This window comes from Streptosporangium sp. NPDC023825, from assembly GCF_040639575.1.
GTDB lineage: Bacteria > Actinomycetota > Actinomycetes > Streptosporangiales > Streptosporangiaceae > Streptosporangium.
This window is the reverse complement of record NZ_JBFAAE010000044.1, coordinates 46,475-61,424: the sequence shown is the minus strand read 5'-3', so window position 1 is coordinate 61,424 and position 14,950 is coordinate 46,475. Positions and strand designations below refer to the sequence as shown.

At 71.9% G+C, this 14,950-nt stretch carries 17 protein-coding genes; 7 read left to right on the top strand and 10 right to left on the bottom strand.

Features of this window, described 5'->3' with window-relative positions; genetic code table 11:
- Positions 1–236 precede the first annotated feature (236 nt).
- The 3 genes from AB0G15_RS30250 (at position 237) to AB0G15_RS30240 (ending at position 2,530) form a co-directional block, all read left to right on the top strand.
- Positions 237–896, top strand: coding sequence for a maleylpyruvate isomerase family mycothiol-dependent enzyme (locus AB0G15_RS30250; protein ID WP_362846278.1), 660 nt, complete (start codon positions 237–239; stop codon positions 894–896).
- 103 nt (positions 897–999) lie between these two features.
- Positions 1,000–1,392, top strand: a complete 393-nt coding sequence (locus tag AB0G15_RS30245) for an SdpI family protein (RefSeq protein ID WP_362846276.1) — start codon at positions 1,000–1,002, stop codon at positions 1,390–1,392.
- 115 nt (positions 1,393–1,507) lie between these two features.
- A complete protein-coding gene (locus AB0G15_RS30240) occupies positions 1,508–2,530 on the top strand; it encodes a pyridoxal-phosphate dependent enzyme (protein ID WP_362846274.1) in 1,023 nt (340 codons plus the stop codon).
- A 107-nt stretch (positions 2,531–2,637) separates the two neighbouring features.
- Here the strand turns inward: AB0G15_RS30240 and AB0G15_RS30235 are convergent, their stop codons facing one another.
- The 7 genes from AB0G15_RS30235 to AB0G15_RS30205 all read right to left on the bottom strand — a co-directional run bounded on the left by AB0G15_RS30235 (position 2,638) and on the right by AB0G15_RS30205 (position 8,318).
- Positions 2,638–3,402 carry a VOC family protein gene (locus AB0G15_RS30235; RefSeq protein WP_362846272.1) on the bottom strand — a complete coding sequence of 255 codons (765 nt, stop codon included), beginning with the start codon at positions 3,400–3,402 and terminating at the stop codon, positions 2,638–2,640.
- 223 nt (positions 3,403–3,625) lie between these two features.
- Complete coding sequence (locus AB0G15_RS30230) at positions 3,626–4,753, bottom strand: NlpC/P60 family protein (RefSeq protein ID WP_362846270.1); 1,128 nt, start codon at positions 4,751–4,753, stop codon at positions 3,626–3,628.
- Positions 4,750–5,058: a hypothetical protein gene (locus tag AB0G15_RS30225; protein WP_362846268.1), complete on the bottom strand. Its 309-nt coding sequence runs from the start codon at positions 5,056–5,058 to the stop codon at positions 4,750–4,752. The genes AB0G15_RS30230 and AB0G15_RS30225 overlap by 4 nt, the downstream gene beginning before the upstream one ends.
- 239 nt (positions 5,059–5,297) lie before the next feature.
- Complete coding sequence (locus AB0G15_RS30220) at positions 5,298–5,705, bottom strand: RidA family protein (RefSeq protein ID WP_362846296.1); 408 nt, start codon at positions 5,703–5,705, stop codon at positions 5,298–5,300.
- 154 nt (positions 5,706–5,859) lie between these two features.
- On the bottom strand, positions 5,860–6,801 hold the full coding sequence (locus tag AB0G15_RS30215; protein WP_362846266.1) for an SRPBCC family protein: 942 nt from the start codon (positions 6,799–6,801) through the stop codon (positions 5,860–5,862).
- Between the two features lie 44 nt (positions 6,802–6,845).
- Positions 6,846–7,160, bottom strand: coding sequence for a metalloregulator ArsR/SmtB family transcription factor (locus tag AB0G15_RS30210; protein WP_362691272.1), 315 nt, complete (start codon positions 7,158–7,160; stop codon positions 6,846–6,848).
- A gap of 219 nt (positions 7,161–7,379) precedes the next feature.
- Complete coding sequence (locus tag AB0G15_RS30205) at positions 7,380–8,318, bottom strand: CPBP family intramembrane glutamic endopeptidase (RefSeq protein ID WP_362846264.1); 939 nt, start codon at positions 8,316–8,318, stop codon at positions 7,380–7,382.
- 470 nt (positions 8,319–8,788) lie between these two features.
- Between AB0G15_RS30205 and AB0G15_RS30200 the strand changes: the two genes are divergently transcribed.
- On the top strand, positions 8,789–9,205 hold the full coding sequence (locus AB0G15_RS30200; protein WP_362846262.1) for an SRPBCC family protein: 417 nt from the start codon (positions 8,789–8,791) through the stop codon (positions 9,203–9,205).
- Positions 9,206–9,338: 133 nt separating this feature from the next.
- Here the strand turns inward: AB0G15_RS30200 and AB0G15_RS30195 are convergent, their stop codons facing one another.
- Positions 9,339–10,226: an SMP-30/gluconolactonase/LRE family protein gene (locus AB0G15_RS30195; protein WP_362846260.1), complete on the bottom strand. Its 888-nt coding sequence runs from the start codon at positions 10,224–10,226 to the stop codon at positions 9,339–9,341.
- Positions 10,227–10,260: 34 nt separating this feature from the next.
- On the opposite strand from AB0G15_RS30195, the gene AB0G15_RS30190 reads away from it, so the two are divergent.
- From AB0G15_RS30190 to AB0G15_RS30180, 3 genes are all read left to right on the top strand, one after another.
- Complete coding sequence (locus tag AB0G15_RS30190) at positions 10,261–10,701, top strand: Lrp/AsnC family transcriptional regulator (protein WP_362846258.1); 441 nt, start codon at positions 10,261–10,263, stop codon at positions 10,699–10,701.
- A gap of 272 nt (positions 10,702–10,973) precedes the next feature.
- Entirely contained in the window at positions 10,974–12,191 is a 1,218-nt protein-coding gene (locus tag AB0G15_RS30185; protein ID WP_362846256.1) for an MFS transporter, read from the top strand.
- Between the two features lie 64 nt (positions 12,192–12,255).
- Positions 12,256–12,942 (top strand): CGNR zinc finger domain-containing protein, encoded by a 687-nt coding sequence (locus AB0G15_RS30180; protein ID WP_362846254.1) that lies wholly within the window; start codon positions 12,256–12,258, stop codon positions 12,940–12,942.
- A 37-nt stretch (positions 12,943–12,979) separates the two neighbouring features.
- Here the strand turns inward: AB0G15_RS30180 and AB0G15_RS30175 are convergent, their stop codons facing one another.
- Together AB0G15_RS30175 and AB0G15_RS30170 are read right to left on the bottom strand one after the other, a co-directional pair.
- Positions 12,980–13,651, bottom strand: coding sequence for a response regulator transcription factor (locus AB0G15_RS30175; protein WP_362846252.1), 672 nt, complete (start codon positions 13,649–13,651; stop codon positions 12,980–12,982).
- The gene (locus AB0G15_RS30170; RefSeq protein ID WP_362846250.1) at positions 13,648–14,886 is read right to left on the bottom strand and encodes a histidine kinase; all 1,239 of its coding nucleotides are present in this window, start codon (positions 14,884–14,886) and stop codon (positions 13,648–13,650) included. The genes AB0G15_RS30175 and AB0G15_RS30170 overlap by 4 nt, the downstream gene beginning before the upstream one ends.
- Between the last annotated feature and the right edge of the window lie 64 nt (positions 14,887–14,950).

Below are 14,950 nucleotides of genomic sequence, written 5' to 3'. Positions count from 1 at the left end.
CGGTCGGCGGAGACCGTACCCTGCGGTTCCGGCGACCGGGAGGCCGTGTCTCCCGGCCGCCGGATCGAGCGGGAGGCGGTGGGGCGCCGCGCGTCATACCGCCCCACCGCCGGGATCGCCCGCGAGAAGACGGCTCGCGAGCGACGATTCCGCCTCGGGGCGAGAGTCTCATCTTCCGACCCTCCCCACCGGCCGCCGCGAGGACCTCCATGACCCATGACAGGACGCCGCCCGACATGACCGATCCAGACAAGAAGGCGAACCTCCGCCGCGCGTCCGACATCTGGCCGCTGATCCACGCCGAACGAGCGGCCCTCGCGGCGGACCTGGCGAACCTGACCGGCGAGCAGTGGACGACGCCGTCGCTGTGCGCCGGGTTGACCGTGCGCGAGGTGCTGGCACACCTCACCTCGGCGGCGGGCCTCGGCCCGGTGCGGTGGCTGGCGGGTGTGATCCGCTGCCGGTTCGACTTCGACAGGCAGGTCGCCATGCGGCTGGCCGAGCAGCTGGGGGCGACCGGGGCCGAGACGCACGACAGGTTCCGCCGCGTCGTCACGAGCACCACCAAACCACCCCTGCCGGTCGTGGCGATGCTGGGCGAGACGATCGTCCACGCGGAGGACATCCGGCGCCCCCTGGGGATCCGCCGCGACTACCCGATCACGACCCTCACCCGGTTGGCCGAGTACTACCGGGGTTCCGACCTCGTGGTCCTCGCCAAAGGACGGATCGGCGGCCTGCGACTCGCCGCCGACGACGGCCCCTTCAGGGCCGGCTCCGGTGCGCTCGTGTCCGGCGGCACCCTGGCGCTCACGATGGCCATGACCGGGCGCGCGGCCTACTGCGACGACCTCGACGGCGACGGCGTCGCGATCCTGCGTGACCGCATGGGATGACATGCTCGTCCGGTTCGAACGGTCCCGCTTCCGGCGGTCGCCGGCGCAGGGAAGCGATGATCACCAAGGCGCGCGGGACATCTTGGGCGGGTAGCATCCGGACATGGAACCGGTGATCGTGGCCTCCGTCCTGACCCTCCCGGCGCTCGCGCTCCTGCTCATCCCGTTCCACGACGAATCCGGCGCGGCCGACACCCGTAACCACCTCGCCGGGTTCCGCACCCGGCAGACCCTCGCCTCCCGCGAGGCCTGGAACGCCGCCCACACGTGGGCGAGGGCGCCGATGCGCCGGCTGGCGGCGGCCCTGGGGCTGGTCCTCGCGGCCTCCATCGCCGCCGGTGTCCTGCTCGACCTCCCGGAGGCGGCCGGCTACGCGATCCTCGCCCTGCAGTTCACGCTTCTCATCGGCGGGCTGTCCCTGATCGGCCTGCGCGCCGACCGGATCGCGGCCGAGGTCAACGGCCGTGATGACGCCCCGCCGCCTGACCCGCGATGAGCCGTGGGAGCCGTGGGAGCCGTTCCGTCCTCAAGGCGGTGGACATGAACGCGCCGGTGGCCGCCACCGGTCTTCGGACGATTTCCGGCGCCGTACGGCAGAGAGGTCTTCCCTCATGACAGACGCGTGGGCGGCGGAGGCGATCGAACGGCTGGAGGAGGAGAGGGCGCGCACCGGGCCCACCCCGCTGCGGCCGTTCCCGTTGCCCGGCGGCTGGGGGGTGCGGCTCTGGTTGAAGGACGAGTCGGTCCAGCCGGCAGGTGGTCTGAAGCACCGGCTGGCCCGTGCCCTGTTCACGACCGCGATCGCCGCCGGCCGGATCACGCGGGGCACTCCCGTGGTGGAGGCCACGGGGGGCGCCATGGCGCTCGCCCAGGCGTACTTCGCCCGGCTGCTCGACCTGCCGTACATCGCGGTCATGCCGCGGGGCTCCCGAGGGCAGGACGTGGAGAGATGGGGTGGGACCTGCCGATACGTTCATCCGCCGCCAGCCATCTACGAGGAGGCCGCGAAGCTGGCCGAGCGGCTGGGCGGCTGCTACCTGGACCACTACGCCTCGGCCGCGGCCGTCGACTGGCGCGGCGGGAGCCTGGCGGAGGAGCTTTTCGAGCAGGTGCCCCGCTGCCCGGAATGGATCGTGGTCGGCGCGGGCACCGGTGCCACCTCCGCAGCCGTCGGCCGCCACCTGCGCGACCACCGGCTGCCCGGCAGGCTGGCTGTGGTCGATTCGGAGAACTCGGCGTACTTTCCCGGTTGGGTGACCGGTGCCGACGACTACGGCACCGGCATGCCGTCCAGGATCGAGGGGATCGGCCGGCCGCGCATCGAGCCGGGCTTCGTCGCCTCCCTCGTCGACCTGGTCGTTCCCGTGCCGGATGCCGCCAGCGTGGCCGCCGCCCGCCGGGTGCGCGAGGTGACCGGACTGACGGTCGGCGCCGCCACCGGGACGAACCTGTGGGGCGCGCTGGAGATGGCCGTCCGCATGCGCGACCGGCAGGTCCGCGGCGACGTGATCACCGTGATCGGTGACGCCGGCGAGCGTCACCTGCGAACCTGCCACGACGACGCCTGGGCGCTGGACAAGGGCCTTGATTGGCGACCGCACGCGACGCGGCTGGCACGCCTGCTCAGCGGGTAGGAGGCACGTACGCCTGCTCGGCGGGTGGGAGGCACGCACGCCTGCTCGGCGGGTGGGACCGGCCGGGCGCCCCGCGTCGGCAGGACCGGAGGGGCGCCCCGCGCGGGTCAGCCGACGCTGGCGATGACGGCGAAGCGCGCGCCGTGGGGGTCGGAGACCACGGCGAAACGGCCGACGCCCTCGATGTCCGAGGCGGGCGCGACGAGGTCGCCGCCGAGCTCCCGCACCCGGACGACGGACGCGTCACAGTCGGCCACCTCGAAGTACGGCAACCAGTGCGGCCTGTCGCCCGCCTGGAGCGGCCTGACGCCTCCCAGGGCCGCGTTCTCGCCCTCGGCGGTCGACAGCAGGAGGTAGGGCATGTCGCCGAACGTGATGTCCTGGATATCCCAGCCGAAGACCGCCTGGTAGAAGGGTCGGGCGGTCTCCGCGTCGGTGACGTACAGCTCGAGCCAGGCCAGGGAACCGTTCTCGGTGACGAGGTCCAGGCCCTTGATCGTGCCCGGCTGCCAGACGGCGAACTCGGCGCCGCCGGGGTCGGTGAACCCGGCCATCCGGCCCTTGGCGAAGACGTCGTCCGGCGCGACGCGCACGGTCCCGCCCGCCTGCTCGACCGCCTTCGCCGTGGCGTCGGCGTCGGCGGTGTGGAAGTAGGGCGTCCACGCGGAAACCGCTCCCTCCTGGGTGAGCGGCCCGACGGCGGCGACGACCTTGCCGTCGAGCTCGAAGAAGCCGTAACCGCCCGCCTGGGGACCGGCCTCCTGGAGGCTCCAGCCGAGCAGGGGTCCGTAGAAGGCGGCGGCGGTCTCGACGTCGGGCGTGCCCAGGTCGATCCAGTTGGGGGCGCCGGGGACATATCGGGTGGTGAGCATGGCCTCTTCCTTCGATGCGTTCACGTGCCGGTGACCCGGCTCCAGGCTTCTGCGCGCAGGGACGAAACCATTGGGCCGGTCGCCCTCAGCCTGCCAGAGTCCACCGACATTTCCTTCTCCTCCCTACCCGATGCGCGGGCGGCCCGCGAACCGCCGGCCCCGTCACCGCGAACACCGGTGAGCGGGCCTGCCGGTCAGCGTCGTGCGCGTCCCGTACGGACGTTCAGACGAAGCGCCGGTAGGTGATGGGGGAAGCGCCGGCCACCGACTGGATCTTGACGTGGTCGCCCGGTTTCGGGGCGGCGATCATCTGGCCGTCGCCCATGTAGACGGCGCAGTGGGTCGCCGGGTCGCCGAAGAAGACGATGTCGCCCGGCTGCGGCGGGCCGGTGACCGGCCGTCCGCTGTCCTGGTACCCGGCGGCGGTGTTGTCCCCGATCTTGATGCCCGCCTCGTTCAGCGAGACGTGCACCAGGCCGCTGCAGTCGAACGAGTCGGGCCCGTCGGTGCCCCAGACGTAGGGCTTGCCGATGTGGCTCCTCGCGGCGGCCACGATGTCGGCTCCGGTGCCGTCGCCGGTGACCGTGTACGGGATCGCCTGGCCACCGCCTCCACCGCCTCCGCCGCCCGAACCGCCGCCCTGGTTCCCGGACGACGGTCCGCCGCCCCCGCCGCCGTTACCGCCGCCGCCCTGCGAGCCGGGTTCCGTACCGGCGGGCGTGGTGGTGCGGAACTCCTCCTCGGGCACCGGCACCCACCGGGTGGTGTGCCCGGGGCCGGGGACGAAGTCCTGGTCGCCCGCGGCCGGGATGGCGGAGAACACCGTGGTGTCGCCGAGATGCTTGTCGAGCTCGCGCCGCGCGGTGGACAGCGCGGTCTCGGCCGAGTCGACGTGCCCCTGCACCTGGGACACCGCCATCTCGACCTGCCGGACGATGCCCGGCTTGAGCTGCTCCTCGGTGGCGTGCGGGTTGCGGCGCCGGTATTCCGCCACCCAGGTCAGCAGGTCACCGCAGACGCGCTCGGCGTCCGCCTTCGCCGTCTCGACGGCGCCGGCGGCGGTGTCCAGGGAGTTCGCGCAGTCGCCCAGCGCGTCTCGCAGGGAACCGCCGGCCTTGTCGTACCGCCGCATGTACGCCACGAAGGCGTCGGCGGAGGCGCCCCTCCAGGCGGTGTCCACCTGGTTGACCGCGTTCCTCAGGAGCCTGAACGGCTCGGCGGACGAGCTGACCGCCTTGCGCCACCGGGTGGCGATCGCCCGGATCGCGGCGGGGTCCCCGTCCGTCTTCTTCGCCAGCGCGGCCAGGGCCTGCCCCCCGGGCAGCGCCGCCACGGCGTCCATGTCGGTCATATGGCCGGAAGGTGGCTCGTGGTGCCCCACTCGGCCGTGGTCACGTTGTCCTCGATCGTGTCGAGGGCGCGTTCGACGCCGTCAAGACGGCTCTTCACCGTGCCCAGCTCGCCGTCCGCGTGCCCTTCGACCCGGCCGATCGCGTCGGCCAGCTCCCGGGCGCCGGTCAGGGTCCCGAAGAGTGACGGACTCGCGCCGCCCCTGGCGGGGAAGTCGTCGCCGACGGTGGCGAGCCTTCCCCCCTGGGTGTTCACCGTGACGCGCAGCTTGGCCAGCGCCTCGCGATTCAGATCGAGGTTTCCCACCGGAGCCGACTCCCTCCGCCGTCGCCGAGACACCACCCGCTCGGACGCCGGTCTGGCGCGTTGGCCGGTTGCCTGCCCACCGTCCGGCCGTACCTACCAAAAAGCGATCATATCCAGCGAACCGTGATCATCGCAGTACAAAAACCCATCCTCCTCGCGGTCCCGCCGGTCGCGTGACGGTGACCGCGGCGGGCTCCGCGGAGGACGCCGGACGGCGAGGGCCGGCGGTCACCCGCCGTTCAGTCGATGACCGCGGTGGCTTCCACCTCGACCAGGAGATCGGGCTCGCCCAGCGCGGCGACGCCCAGCAGCGTGATCGGCTTGACCGGGTCGACCCCCAGCTTCGCGGCCGCCCGGGCGACCCCCTCGCCGAGCAGAGGCATCTTGTCGGGGCTCCAGTCGACGACGTAGACGGTCAGCTTGGCCACGTCGTCGAAGGAGGCGCCGATCCCGGCCAGCGCGGTGCCGATGTTGAGGTAGGCCTGCTCGACCTGGGCGGCGAGGTCGCCCTCGCCCACCTTGCCGCCGTCGGCGTCGCGGGCGACCTGGCCGGCGAGGAACACCAGCTTCGACCCGGTGGCGATCGACAGCTGCCGGTAGACCTCGGGCTTCGGCAATCCGTCCGGGTTGACCAGGGTGACGGCCATCGCTGCTCCTTCGTCTTCGTCCTCGGCGAGCTCGGGCTCGCGTTCCATGAAACCATAGCATTGCTATGCAATATGGCGACAGGGTGAGGACGGGAAATCCGCGTGACCCGCCCGCTGCCCGCCGATCGCGCCGCGGGGTGCTCCGGGCGCGCGATCAGCCCAGGCGGTGCTCGTACAGTTTCCGCAGTTCCTCGACGCGGCCCTCGGGCAGGCGTCGGGGCTCGCCCTGGACGGCCGCGAAGAGCGCCTCCAGGTGCGCCTGCCAGGCGGCGAGCGCCGTCGCGCGGAGCCCGGCCAGCCGCGCGGGAAGCGTCTGCGTCAGCACCACCCGGGTGCCCTGCGCGGGATCGTGCGCGAACTCCCAGCGCACCCGCCCCGCGGGCTCGCCGTCATGGCGCCACTCGTACTCCAGGACGCGCGGCGCCCCGGCCTCCGTCACCGGGCCCGCGGGCACGTACGGGGTCGTGAACCACGCCGGCGGCTCCGCGCCCGGCCGGGGATCGTCCCGCTCGACGAGGATGTTCCACACCTCCTCGACGGGCTTCCACATCAGGTCGCGCGCGAACCGCACGAGGTGGCCGTCGCCGCTCTCCCGCGTCTCGCCCTCGGCCAGCCCGAAGACCTCGACATAGGCCCCGATGCGGTCGGCCCAGCCGGAGGGCTGCTCGGAGGGCTCGCCGTCCAGCCTGGCCAGCAGTGCGGTCAGGCAGGTGTCCCAGCCCGCCGCGGTGCGGCCCGCGGTCAGCCGGCCGGCCCACCCGCCTCCCAGCGTGTGGGTGAAGACGAGACGGCACCCCGGCCCGTCGGGGAGAACCTCGAAGCGCAGCACGTCCTGGTTCCAGCGGAAGGCGTACACCTTCGGGGGGTCGAACTCGAGGACCCGGCCGTGGGTGAGGTCGTCCCCGCCCTCGAAGGTGAAGCGCATCGCGGCGCCGACGACCTGCTCGGTCTCCACCGTCGCCGGGAACCAGTGGACCGTCTCGGCCGGGTCGGTGACGGCCTTCCAGACCTTCTCCGGGGAGTGGGCCAGCCGCCGTTCGAAGCGCAGCACCGGCCGGTCGTCGACGGTCCGCAGGGTCGCCCGTTCCTCTTCCATAATTTCGTCCTTTCTAGGCTTTTGTCGGATTTCCTGATATCTCGTCAGGCCTCTTCCGGCATGGTGTCGAGGTGGCGTTCGAGCGCGTCCAGGCTGGTCTCCCACATGCTCCGGTAGGGCTCGAGCCAGGCGGCCATCTCGGCGAGCGGTTCCGGTCGCAGCCGGTACCACCGGCGCTGCGCGTCGTGCCTGACCTCGACCAGGCCCGCCTCGCGCAGGATCCTCAGGTGCTTCGACACCGTCGGCTGGGTCAGCGCGAGCCGCTCCACCAGGTCGCCCACGGGACGCTCGCCGGTGCGGAGCAGGTCGAGGATCTCCCGGCGCCGCGGCTCGGCCAGTACTTCGAATGTGGTTGCCACTTCGGCAATATAGCTGAATTGGCATATAAGCTGTCAAGGAGCATGGAAGGCCGTCCAGATGTCGCGTCCGGCGTGCGGGACGGGAGCGCGCGGTCCGACCGGTTTCCCCGCGGACGACAGGGCGCCGGCGCCCGGGGGCGGGTGACCGGGAGCGGGCCGTCCCGGTGCGGTGCGGCCTCAAGTCCCAGGCCCCAGATCCCAGGTCTCAGGTCCCAGGTCTCAGCGGGAGACGGTCTCGATCCTTCGCCTCCCGGCCATGACCACCACCACGATCGCGTAGAGGCCGAGCTGCACGACCGTTCCCGCCAGGGTCTGCCAGGGCACCGACCCCTGCTTCAGCGCCTCCGACAGGCTCCCGTCGGCTCCGCTGACCCCGAACGCCAGCACGTTGTTGACCACGTGCAGGGCGATGGCGGCCTCCAGGCCGCCGGTCCGCACCGCCAGCCAGCCCATCAGCGCCCCGAAGGCGAAAACGTCGACGATGCCCCAGTCGACGTAGGCGTGCACCGCGGTGAAGCCGGCGGCGCTCAGCAGGATGCCGGGCCACGGGTTGGAGAGGAAGGCGCCGAACGCCTGGACCAGCCACCCCCGGAAGACGTACTCCTCGGCGGCGGCCTGGAAGGGCACCAGGAGCACGGTGACGGCCAGGGCGGGCAGGAAGCGCTCCCAGCCCACCCAGCCGAACATCTCACCGAGGTCTTTCCCGGTGGCGACGTAGGCGACGGCGACCGCGGCCTGGCCCAGCACCACGGCGCCGATCGCCACCGCCGTGCACCGCGCCAGCCACCGCCACCGCAGGCGGCCCACGACCGAGGAGAGGGTGCCGGGCGGGCGCCGCTGGATCCACGCCACCACGCCGTACACGATCGGCAGGACGGCCGCGATCGCGAGCAGGTTGATCCCCAGGTCGAACACCGGATCGGCGAAGAGCTGCCCGCCGGATCCGCCTGTCTCGACGCCCGCGAACACCCCGGCCGTCGCACCGCCGAGGATGACGGCGAGCCCGGCCAGCATGAGGCCCGCGAGGCCCACGGCCGTGCCCAGAACCGGCCGCCACCAGGCGTGCAGGCGGGTGCGCGCCAGCCGGTCGTAGCGGCTGCCGGGTGGTGCCGGCACCAGCCAGGGGTCGTGCCGGGACGGGGGTGGGAAGTGCTCCATGGGTACGCCGGACGCGTCGGGAGCACCGGGAACACCGAACCGGTGGGGCGGGCCGGAGGGCTGGGCGGAGGGCCGGAGGGGCTCCGCCGCGGGCCGAGGGTCCTGGGGGACGTGCATGGCTTCGTTCCGTTCCGATGGATTCACGGAGTTCGTGAGGGTTCATGAGGGTTCATGAGGTCGGAGGGCGGGACGCGCCCCATCGAGCTCGACGCTCCACCCGGGATCCCGGTCCCCTTCCGGCACAACGACATCCGACGCCGTTCGGTTCCGCGCCGTTCCCTCCGGGGACGCCACGGGGCCTCGGCGGGCCGTCCCGGTGGAGGGCCCGGCCCTGAGCTCTCGGAATCCGGTTTGAGCTGGTGTTTCGTGGATGGATCTCGCCGGGTGGGGTAGGTCGTCGATCAACGTCCACGACCGGTCGGCAACCTCCTCGGGGCCGAGGCCGGGGTCTCCACACCGGAGGGATCGAGATGAGTGAATACGAGCGTTCCCGTACGATCGCCGCACCGCCGGAGGTGGTGTTCGACCGGGCGGGCGATTTGGACAACCTCGACGAGTGGCTCCCGCACGACCTGCACGTACGCCCGGGAGATCTGCCCGCGGTGACGGTGCACGACGACACCGGCGGGCAGGACTCCACCGGGCAGGACTTCCGCGCGCTGCTGCGCACCGAGCGAGACCAGCTCCGGATGGAGTGGGGCACCCGCGACGACGGCAGCTACGCCGGGTGGCTCCAGGTGGCCGGCATCGGCGACGCCGAGAGCGAGGTGACGATCCACCTGTCCTTCTTCGACGAGGCGCACGCCCCTCCGGGCGACGCGGTCGACCGGGCGCTCGGCGACAGCCTGGAACGGCTGGCCGGTCAGGTCGACCGGCGAGGCGGCTGATCCACCTCCGGTGGACGCGGCCGCACGCCGGGCCGGTCCGGCCTCGGCGGGCACCCGACACCGCTCCGGCCGGGTTCTCCGGCGTACCGGCCGCGTTCCCGAGCCGGCCTCCGTCCCGTCCCGTCTCGGAAGATCATGCTCCGCGGACGTTGGTCATGATCGCGTAGACCGAGCTGGAGGCCGTCATGAACAGCCAGTTGCGCTTGAGGCCGCCGAAGACCAGGTTGGAGGTCTTCTCGGGAAGCCTGAGCTTGCCGATCAGGGTGCCGTCCGGGGCGAAGCAGTGCAGCCCCTCGTGCGTCGCCGCCCAGATCCGGCCGGCGGTGTCGAGCCTGATCCCGTCGAGGCCGCCCGCCGAGCATTCCGCGAGCACCCTGCCGTTCTCCAGCGCGGCGCCGCGCACGTCGAAGACCCGCAGATGCCCGTGGCGGGTGTCGGCGACGTAGAGCAGGGACTCGTCCGGCGAGAAGGCCAGGCCGTTGGGGCGGGCGAAGTCGTCGGCCACCGCCGTGACCTCTCCGGTGGCGGGGTCGAGACGGTAGACCTGGTCGTTGCCGATCTCGCTTTCCGCGCGGTGGCCCTCGTAGTCGCTGGTGATGCCGTAACTGGGGTCGGTGAACCAGACGGAGTCGTCCGACCTGACCACCACGTCGTTGGGGCTGTTGAGACGTTTGCCCTGCCAACTGTCGGCGATGACGGTGATGGAGCCGTCGTGCTCGGTACGGGTCACCCGCCGGTTGCCCTGCTCGCAGGAGATCAGCCGGCCCTGCCTGTCGACGGTGTGACCGTTGCTGTAGCCGGCCGGGGCGCGGAAGGGGCCGACGTTCCCGGTCATCTCATCCCATCGGAGCATCCTGTCGTTGGGGATGTCGCTCCACAGCAGATAGCGACCCGCCGCGACGTAGGTGGGACCTTCGGCCCATCGGCAACCGTGGTGGATCCGCTCGATCCGCTCGTCGCCCCCGACGCCGACGAACCGTTCGTCGAGCGTCTCGAACTCCGCCGCAATGGATTCCATCATGCAATCCTCCTTGATCACAGAATATGATACGGCTATGGACAAGATTGACAAGACTTTGGTCAGCCTCCTTCAGGTCGATGCCGGTCAGTCCTACGCCGCGCTCGGCGCGGCGGTGGGGCTGTCGAGCGGCGCCGCGCACGAGCGGGTGCGCAAACTGCGCGAACGGGGGCTGATCCGGCGGACGACCATCGAGGTCGATCCCGTCGCCGCGGGCAGGGGCGTGTTGTCGTTCGTGCTCGTGGAGGGAGGGGCGTGGATGGGCGCGTCGGGCGAGGCACTGCTGGCGATTCCCGAGATCGAGGAGGCGCACGTCATCGCGGGCCCGGCGTCACTGCTGGTCAAGGTGCGCACGGCGAGCACCCGGGAACTGCAGGAGGTGCTGCGCAGGATCTTCGAGATCGAGGGGGTGACCGGCACGCAGACCGTCATGGTGCTGGAGAGCTTCTTCGAGCGTGGCCTGCACGTCCCTCGCTGAGAACTCCGCATCTCCTCCCCGGGTCCCGGGTGCGCTGCTCGATCGGCCCGGCCGGCACGCCCCTGCGACCCTGTTGAACTTCCAGGCGCATGACATGGCCGGAAGCCGCCCCGCGCTCGGGCTCCCGCACAGCCGTCATCGTACCGTCTAAACTGCATTGACCGGTAGCACACACACGTCTACATTCATGTCAAACAGGAGATTCCCGCGAAGCGACACAAAAAAGCTACCTTCATCATTCCTAACGATGGTGAACCAGCCGAGGAGGCCGCGTGCAAGAACGCTTCGGAAGCAAGTCGGCGATCGTCGCACTGACCGCCCTGACCCTGGCCGTGTTCGTCTACGTGACCACCGAGTCGCTGCCCATCGGCCTGCTCCCCCTGATCGCCCAGGATCTCGGCACCAGCCCGTCAGCGGTCGGGCTCCTGGTCACCGGATACGGCCTGATCATCGTGCTGGTGTCCCTGCCGCTCACGCGACTGACCCGCCGGATGCCCCGGCGGCGGCTGCTGTGCGTCCTGTTGGGCATCTTCGTCGTGGCGACCTGCCTGTCAGCCATGGCGGGGAACTACTGGCTGCTCATGGGCGCCCGGATGGTGACCGCGCTGAGCCAGGCGCTGTTCTGGGCCGTCGTGACGCCGGCCGCCGCCGGCCTCTTCCGGGCCGAGGTGCGCGGCCGGGCCCTGTCCATCCTGTACGCCGGCGCCTCCAGCGCCGCGCTGACCGGCATCCCGGCCGGCACGTGGCTCGGCCAGCAGACCAACTGGCGGGTGGCGTTCCTCGCGCTCAGCGGCCTGGCCCTGCTCGTCCTCGCCACGATCGCGGCCGTCCTGCCCGACACGCCCGCCGGGCAGGGCGGGGCGGACCGGGGCAGCGCGCCCGACCGCGGCCGGTACCTGTCGATCGTGGCCACCACGGCGGTCGCGGTCACCGGCGCGTTCACGGCGTTCACCTACATCAGCCCGTTCCTGAGCGACGTCAGCGGCTTCACCGAGTCATCGATCGGCCCGCTTCTGCTGGTACGCGGGATCGCTGGCCTGGCCGGCGTGTTCGTGGCGGGCTACCTCGTCGACCGCCACGGCTGGAGCACCATGACGGGGCTCATAGGCCTGCAGGCGTTGGCGCTCGCCGGGCAGTACGCGTTCGGCGCCTCCCCGGCCGGGACCGTCATCGCGATCTCCCTGTCCGGCTTCACACTCGCAGGCCTGACCGCCGTACTGGGATCGCGGGTGCTCGTGTACGCGCCGGGCGAGTCGGTCATGGCGAGCGCCGCTACCTCCATGGCGTTCAATGTGGGCATCACCGCGGGCGCGTTCCTCGGCAGCGTGCTCCTGCCCGGTCCGGGCGTGCGCAGCACGGCACTGGCCGGGGCGCTGCTCAGCCTGGCGGCGTTCGCCATCGTGCTGGCCGAGCCGATCCTGTCCAGCCGGCGGAAGGGCGCACCGGTCACGGCCGCCGACCCCCTGCCCGAGGGCGCCCGAGTCACGTGATCCGATGCTCGACGCACCGAACCGTGCAACCTCCTTTCCTGCCTTGAGGGGTAGCATCAAGGGCATGTCACTCGACGTGGGACACCTTCCCCTGGTCGGCGGGCACCCCGCGCTCGATCTGGTCAACACGCTCGAACGAGGGGCACCGCTCGACGGCGGGCCGCCCCACGACTATCTGTCCGACGCCCCCGCGTTGCTGCGCTGGGCGGCCAGGGCAGGCCTGATCAGCGACGCGGAGCGCGATCGGGCCGGCCAGGCGTGGCACGACGATCCCGCGTCGGCGCAGGCGGGGCTGGCCACCGTACGGGACATCCGGGAAGGGCTGCACCTCGTGGTGCTCGCGACGATCCGGCCCGCCGACGGCGGGCCGGAGGACGACGCGGGCGAGGGGGATCCGATCGCGGCCGGGGCCGCGCTGGTCGTGCTGCACGAGCGATGGGCCGGGGCGGCTGCCAGAGCCGCGCTTGTGCTCGACAGAGGCGACCCGCCGCAGGTGCGGCTCACCTACGGCACGATACCCGCCATGCTGATACCCGACCGGGTCGCCGAGGCCGCACTCGACGTCCTGCGGACGGCCGACCTGCCCCGGCTACGCCGCTGCCCAATACGCGACGGCGGCTGCGGATGGCTGTTCCTCGACCAGAGCCGCAACGGCTCCCGCCGCTGGTGCCGCATGGCCGACTGCGGCAACACGGCCAAGGCCCGGCGGCTCACCGAGCGCCGCCGCGCCGCCCGGGGCGGCACCCCGTAGGACTCGCACGATCCACATCTCCCGAATCGGCCTGCGGTCACCACCGGCGGAGGTCCTCGCCGGTACCGAGCCCGGAACGGTGAGCGATGACGGCCAGCGCCGTGCGGTCCCGCGCGTCGAGCTTGGTCAGGATCCGGCTGACGTAGGTGCGTACGGTGGCCGGGCTGATGAAGAGCGCGGCGGCGATCCCGTCGTTGGTCTCGGCATGGCCGATGCGGGCCAGGACGGCGAGTTCCCGTGCGGTCAGAGTGGCCAGCCGCGGGTCCGGCTCGGGCGGTCGCGGGGCCCGGGCGAGACGTTCCATGACGCGCCGGGCGATCGCGGGGGAGAGCACGTTGCCGCCTCCCGCGGCCGTGCGCACCGCCTTGCGGAGGTCCTCCGACGGTGTGTCCTTGAGAAGGTAACCGGCGGCTCCCACGGTGACGGCCTCGACGATGTCCTCCTCGTCGTCGAACGTGGTCAGGATCAGCACCCGCGAGCCCCTCAGGGACTCGTCGGCGCTGATGGCCGCGGTCGCCTCGAGCCCGTCCATGCCGGGCATGCGGATGTCCATGAGCACGACGTCAGGATGGAACTCCCGTACGCGGGAGAGCGCGGCACGTCCCTCCGAGGCCTCGCCGACGACGGTGATGCCCGGATCGTTCTCGAGGAGTGTCCGCAGTCCCGCGCGCACGAGCTCCTGATCGTCGACGATGACCACGCCTATCATGACGTCCGCTCCAGAGGGAGGACGGCCCGGACCGCGAATCCCGCGGACTCGCGTCCGGCCGTCAGGGTGCCGCCGAGGGTCTCGGCCCGCTCACGCATCCCGGCGATGCCGTGTCCCGGGCCGACGCCGTGCCCGTCGCCGAGACCGACACCGTCGCCGTCGCCGTGCCCGTCGCCTGAGCCGCTGCCGTGATCCGGGCCGCTGTCGCGGACCTGACCGGGACCGTCGTCGACGACGGACAGACGCAGGACCGCGCCGTCGTCGAGCGCGGTGATGCGGGCACGGGTGCCGCGGGAGTGCTTGACGATGTTGGTGACCGCCTCCTGGACGATTCTGAACGCCGAGGCGTCCACCGTCGCGGGAAGCTCGGAGGTGACGCGCATCTCGATGTCGATCTCGATTCCCGCGGCCGCGGCGTTCTCGCGGAGCGTGCCGACGCTCGACAACGAGACGACCGACCTCGCGTCCTCGTCCGGGGTGCGCAGCAGGGCGACGGTTCTGCGCAGCTCGCCCATCGTGCGGATGGTGGTGGACTTGATCAGGTCGAGGGCCGCCCGGGTCTGCGACTCGTCGCGGCCGAGCGACTCGCGGGCGACATCGGCGTGCAGGGAGATCACGGAGGTCGTGTGGCCGATCGAGTCGTGCAGATCACGCGCGATGGCCAGGCGTTCGGCGTGCAGGCGGGCGCCCGCTTCCTGCCGGTACCGCTGGGCGGTGAGCTCGGCGATCCGTCTCGCTCCCGCCTGCGCGTTCCGCCGCGATCTCAGGCTGTCTCCCAGGGCGATCGCCGCGGCCATGAGCAGGATGTGCCCGGCCAGTTCGTACCCGACGACGAACGAGAAATCATCTCCCTCGGCCAGGCGGAAGAACAGAGAGACCGCGATCACGACGGTGGCGGTGACGACGGCGTGGACGAGACGGCCGAACTCGGCCGCCGAGAACAGCGCCGCGGCGACGGGGACCGCGAGCCCGACGGCCGGATGGCCGGCGGCGTAGTAGGCGAACAGTCCCAGGGCGGTCACGGCGAGCACGGCCACCGGGTGGCGTCGCCGGACGAGCATCAGCGCCCCCAGCCCCACGGCCCACAGGTGGGCGATCGCGTCGGGGCCCTGCCGTCCTCCCTGGCCTGCGGAGATGACGACCGACACGATGAGGGTGACGCCCGCGCCGATCAGGGCGTCGACCGCCCAGGGCGGAAGCCTCCTCCGCGCCTGCCCGTACCGCTCTTCGATCATGAATTCACCCTACGGCGCCGTCTCGTCGCTCCGCGTCCCGTGTGAGGCTACGCCGACGGTCGCC

Excerpts from the sequence above, each read along its gene's own strand:
- AB0G15_RS30250 (WP_362846278.1), top strand. The coding sequence starts at position 237 with ATGACCGATCCAGACAAGAAGGCGAACCTCCGCCGCGCGTCCGACATC.
- AB0G15_RS30245 (WP_362846276.1), top strand. The coding sequence starts at position 1,000 with ATGGAACCGGTGATCGTGGCCTCCGTCCTGACCCTCCCGGCGCTCGCG.
- AB0G15_RS30240 (WP_362846274.1), top strand. The coding sequence starts at position 1,508 with ATGACAGACGCGTGGGCGGCGGAGGCGATCGAACGGCTGGAGGAGGAG.
- AB0G15_RS30235 (WP_362846272.1), bottom strand. The coding sequence starts at position 3,402 with ATGCTCACCACCCGATATGTCCCCGGCGCCCCCAACTGGATCGACCTG.
- AB0G15_RS30230 (WP_362846270.1), bottom strand. The coding sequence starts at position 4,753 with ATGACCGACATGGACGCCGTGGCGGCGCTGCCCGGGGGGCAGGCCCTG.
- AB0G15_RS30220 (WP_362846296.1), bottom strand. The coding sequence starts at position 5,705 with ATGGCCGTCACCCTGGTCAACCCGGACGGATTGCCGAAGCCCGAGGTC.
- AB0G15_RS30215 (WP_362846266.1), bottom strand. The coding sequence starts at position 6,801 with ATGGAAGAGGAACGGGCGACCCTGCGGACCGTCGACGACCGGCCGGTG.
- AB0G15_RS30205 (WP_362846264.1), bottom strand. The coding sequence starts at position 8,318 with ATGGAGCACTTCCCACCCCCGTCCCGGCACGACCCCTGGCTGGTGCCG.
- AB0G15_RS30200 (WP_362846262.1), top strand. The coding sequence starts at position 8,789 with ATGAGTGAATACGAGCGTTCCCGTACGATCGCCGCACCGCCGGAGGTG.
- AB0G15_RS30195 (WP_362846260.1), bottom strand. The coding sequence starts at position 10,226 with ATGATGGAATCCATTGCGGCGGAGTTCGAGACGCTCGACGAACGGTTC.
- AB0G15_RS30190 (WP_362846258.1), top strand. The coding sequence starts at position 10,261 with ATGGACAAGATTGACAAGACTTTGGTCAGCCTCCTTCAGGTCGATGCC.
- AB0G15_RS30180 (WP_362846254.1), top strand. The coding sequence starts at position 12,256 with ATGTCACTCGACGTGGGACACCTTCCCCTGGTCGGCGGGCACCCCGCG.
- AB0G15_RS30175 (WP_362846252.1), bottom strand. The coding sequence starts at position 13,651 with ATGATAGGCGTGGTCATCGTCGACGATCAGGAGCTCGTGCGCGCGGGA.
- AB0G15_RS30170 (WP_362846250.1), bottom strand. The coding sequence starts at position 14,886 with ATGATCGAAGAGCGGTACGGGCAGGCGCGGAGGAGGCTTCCGCCCTGG.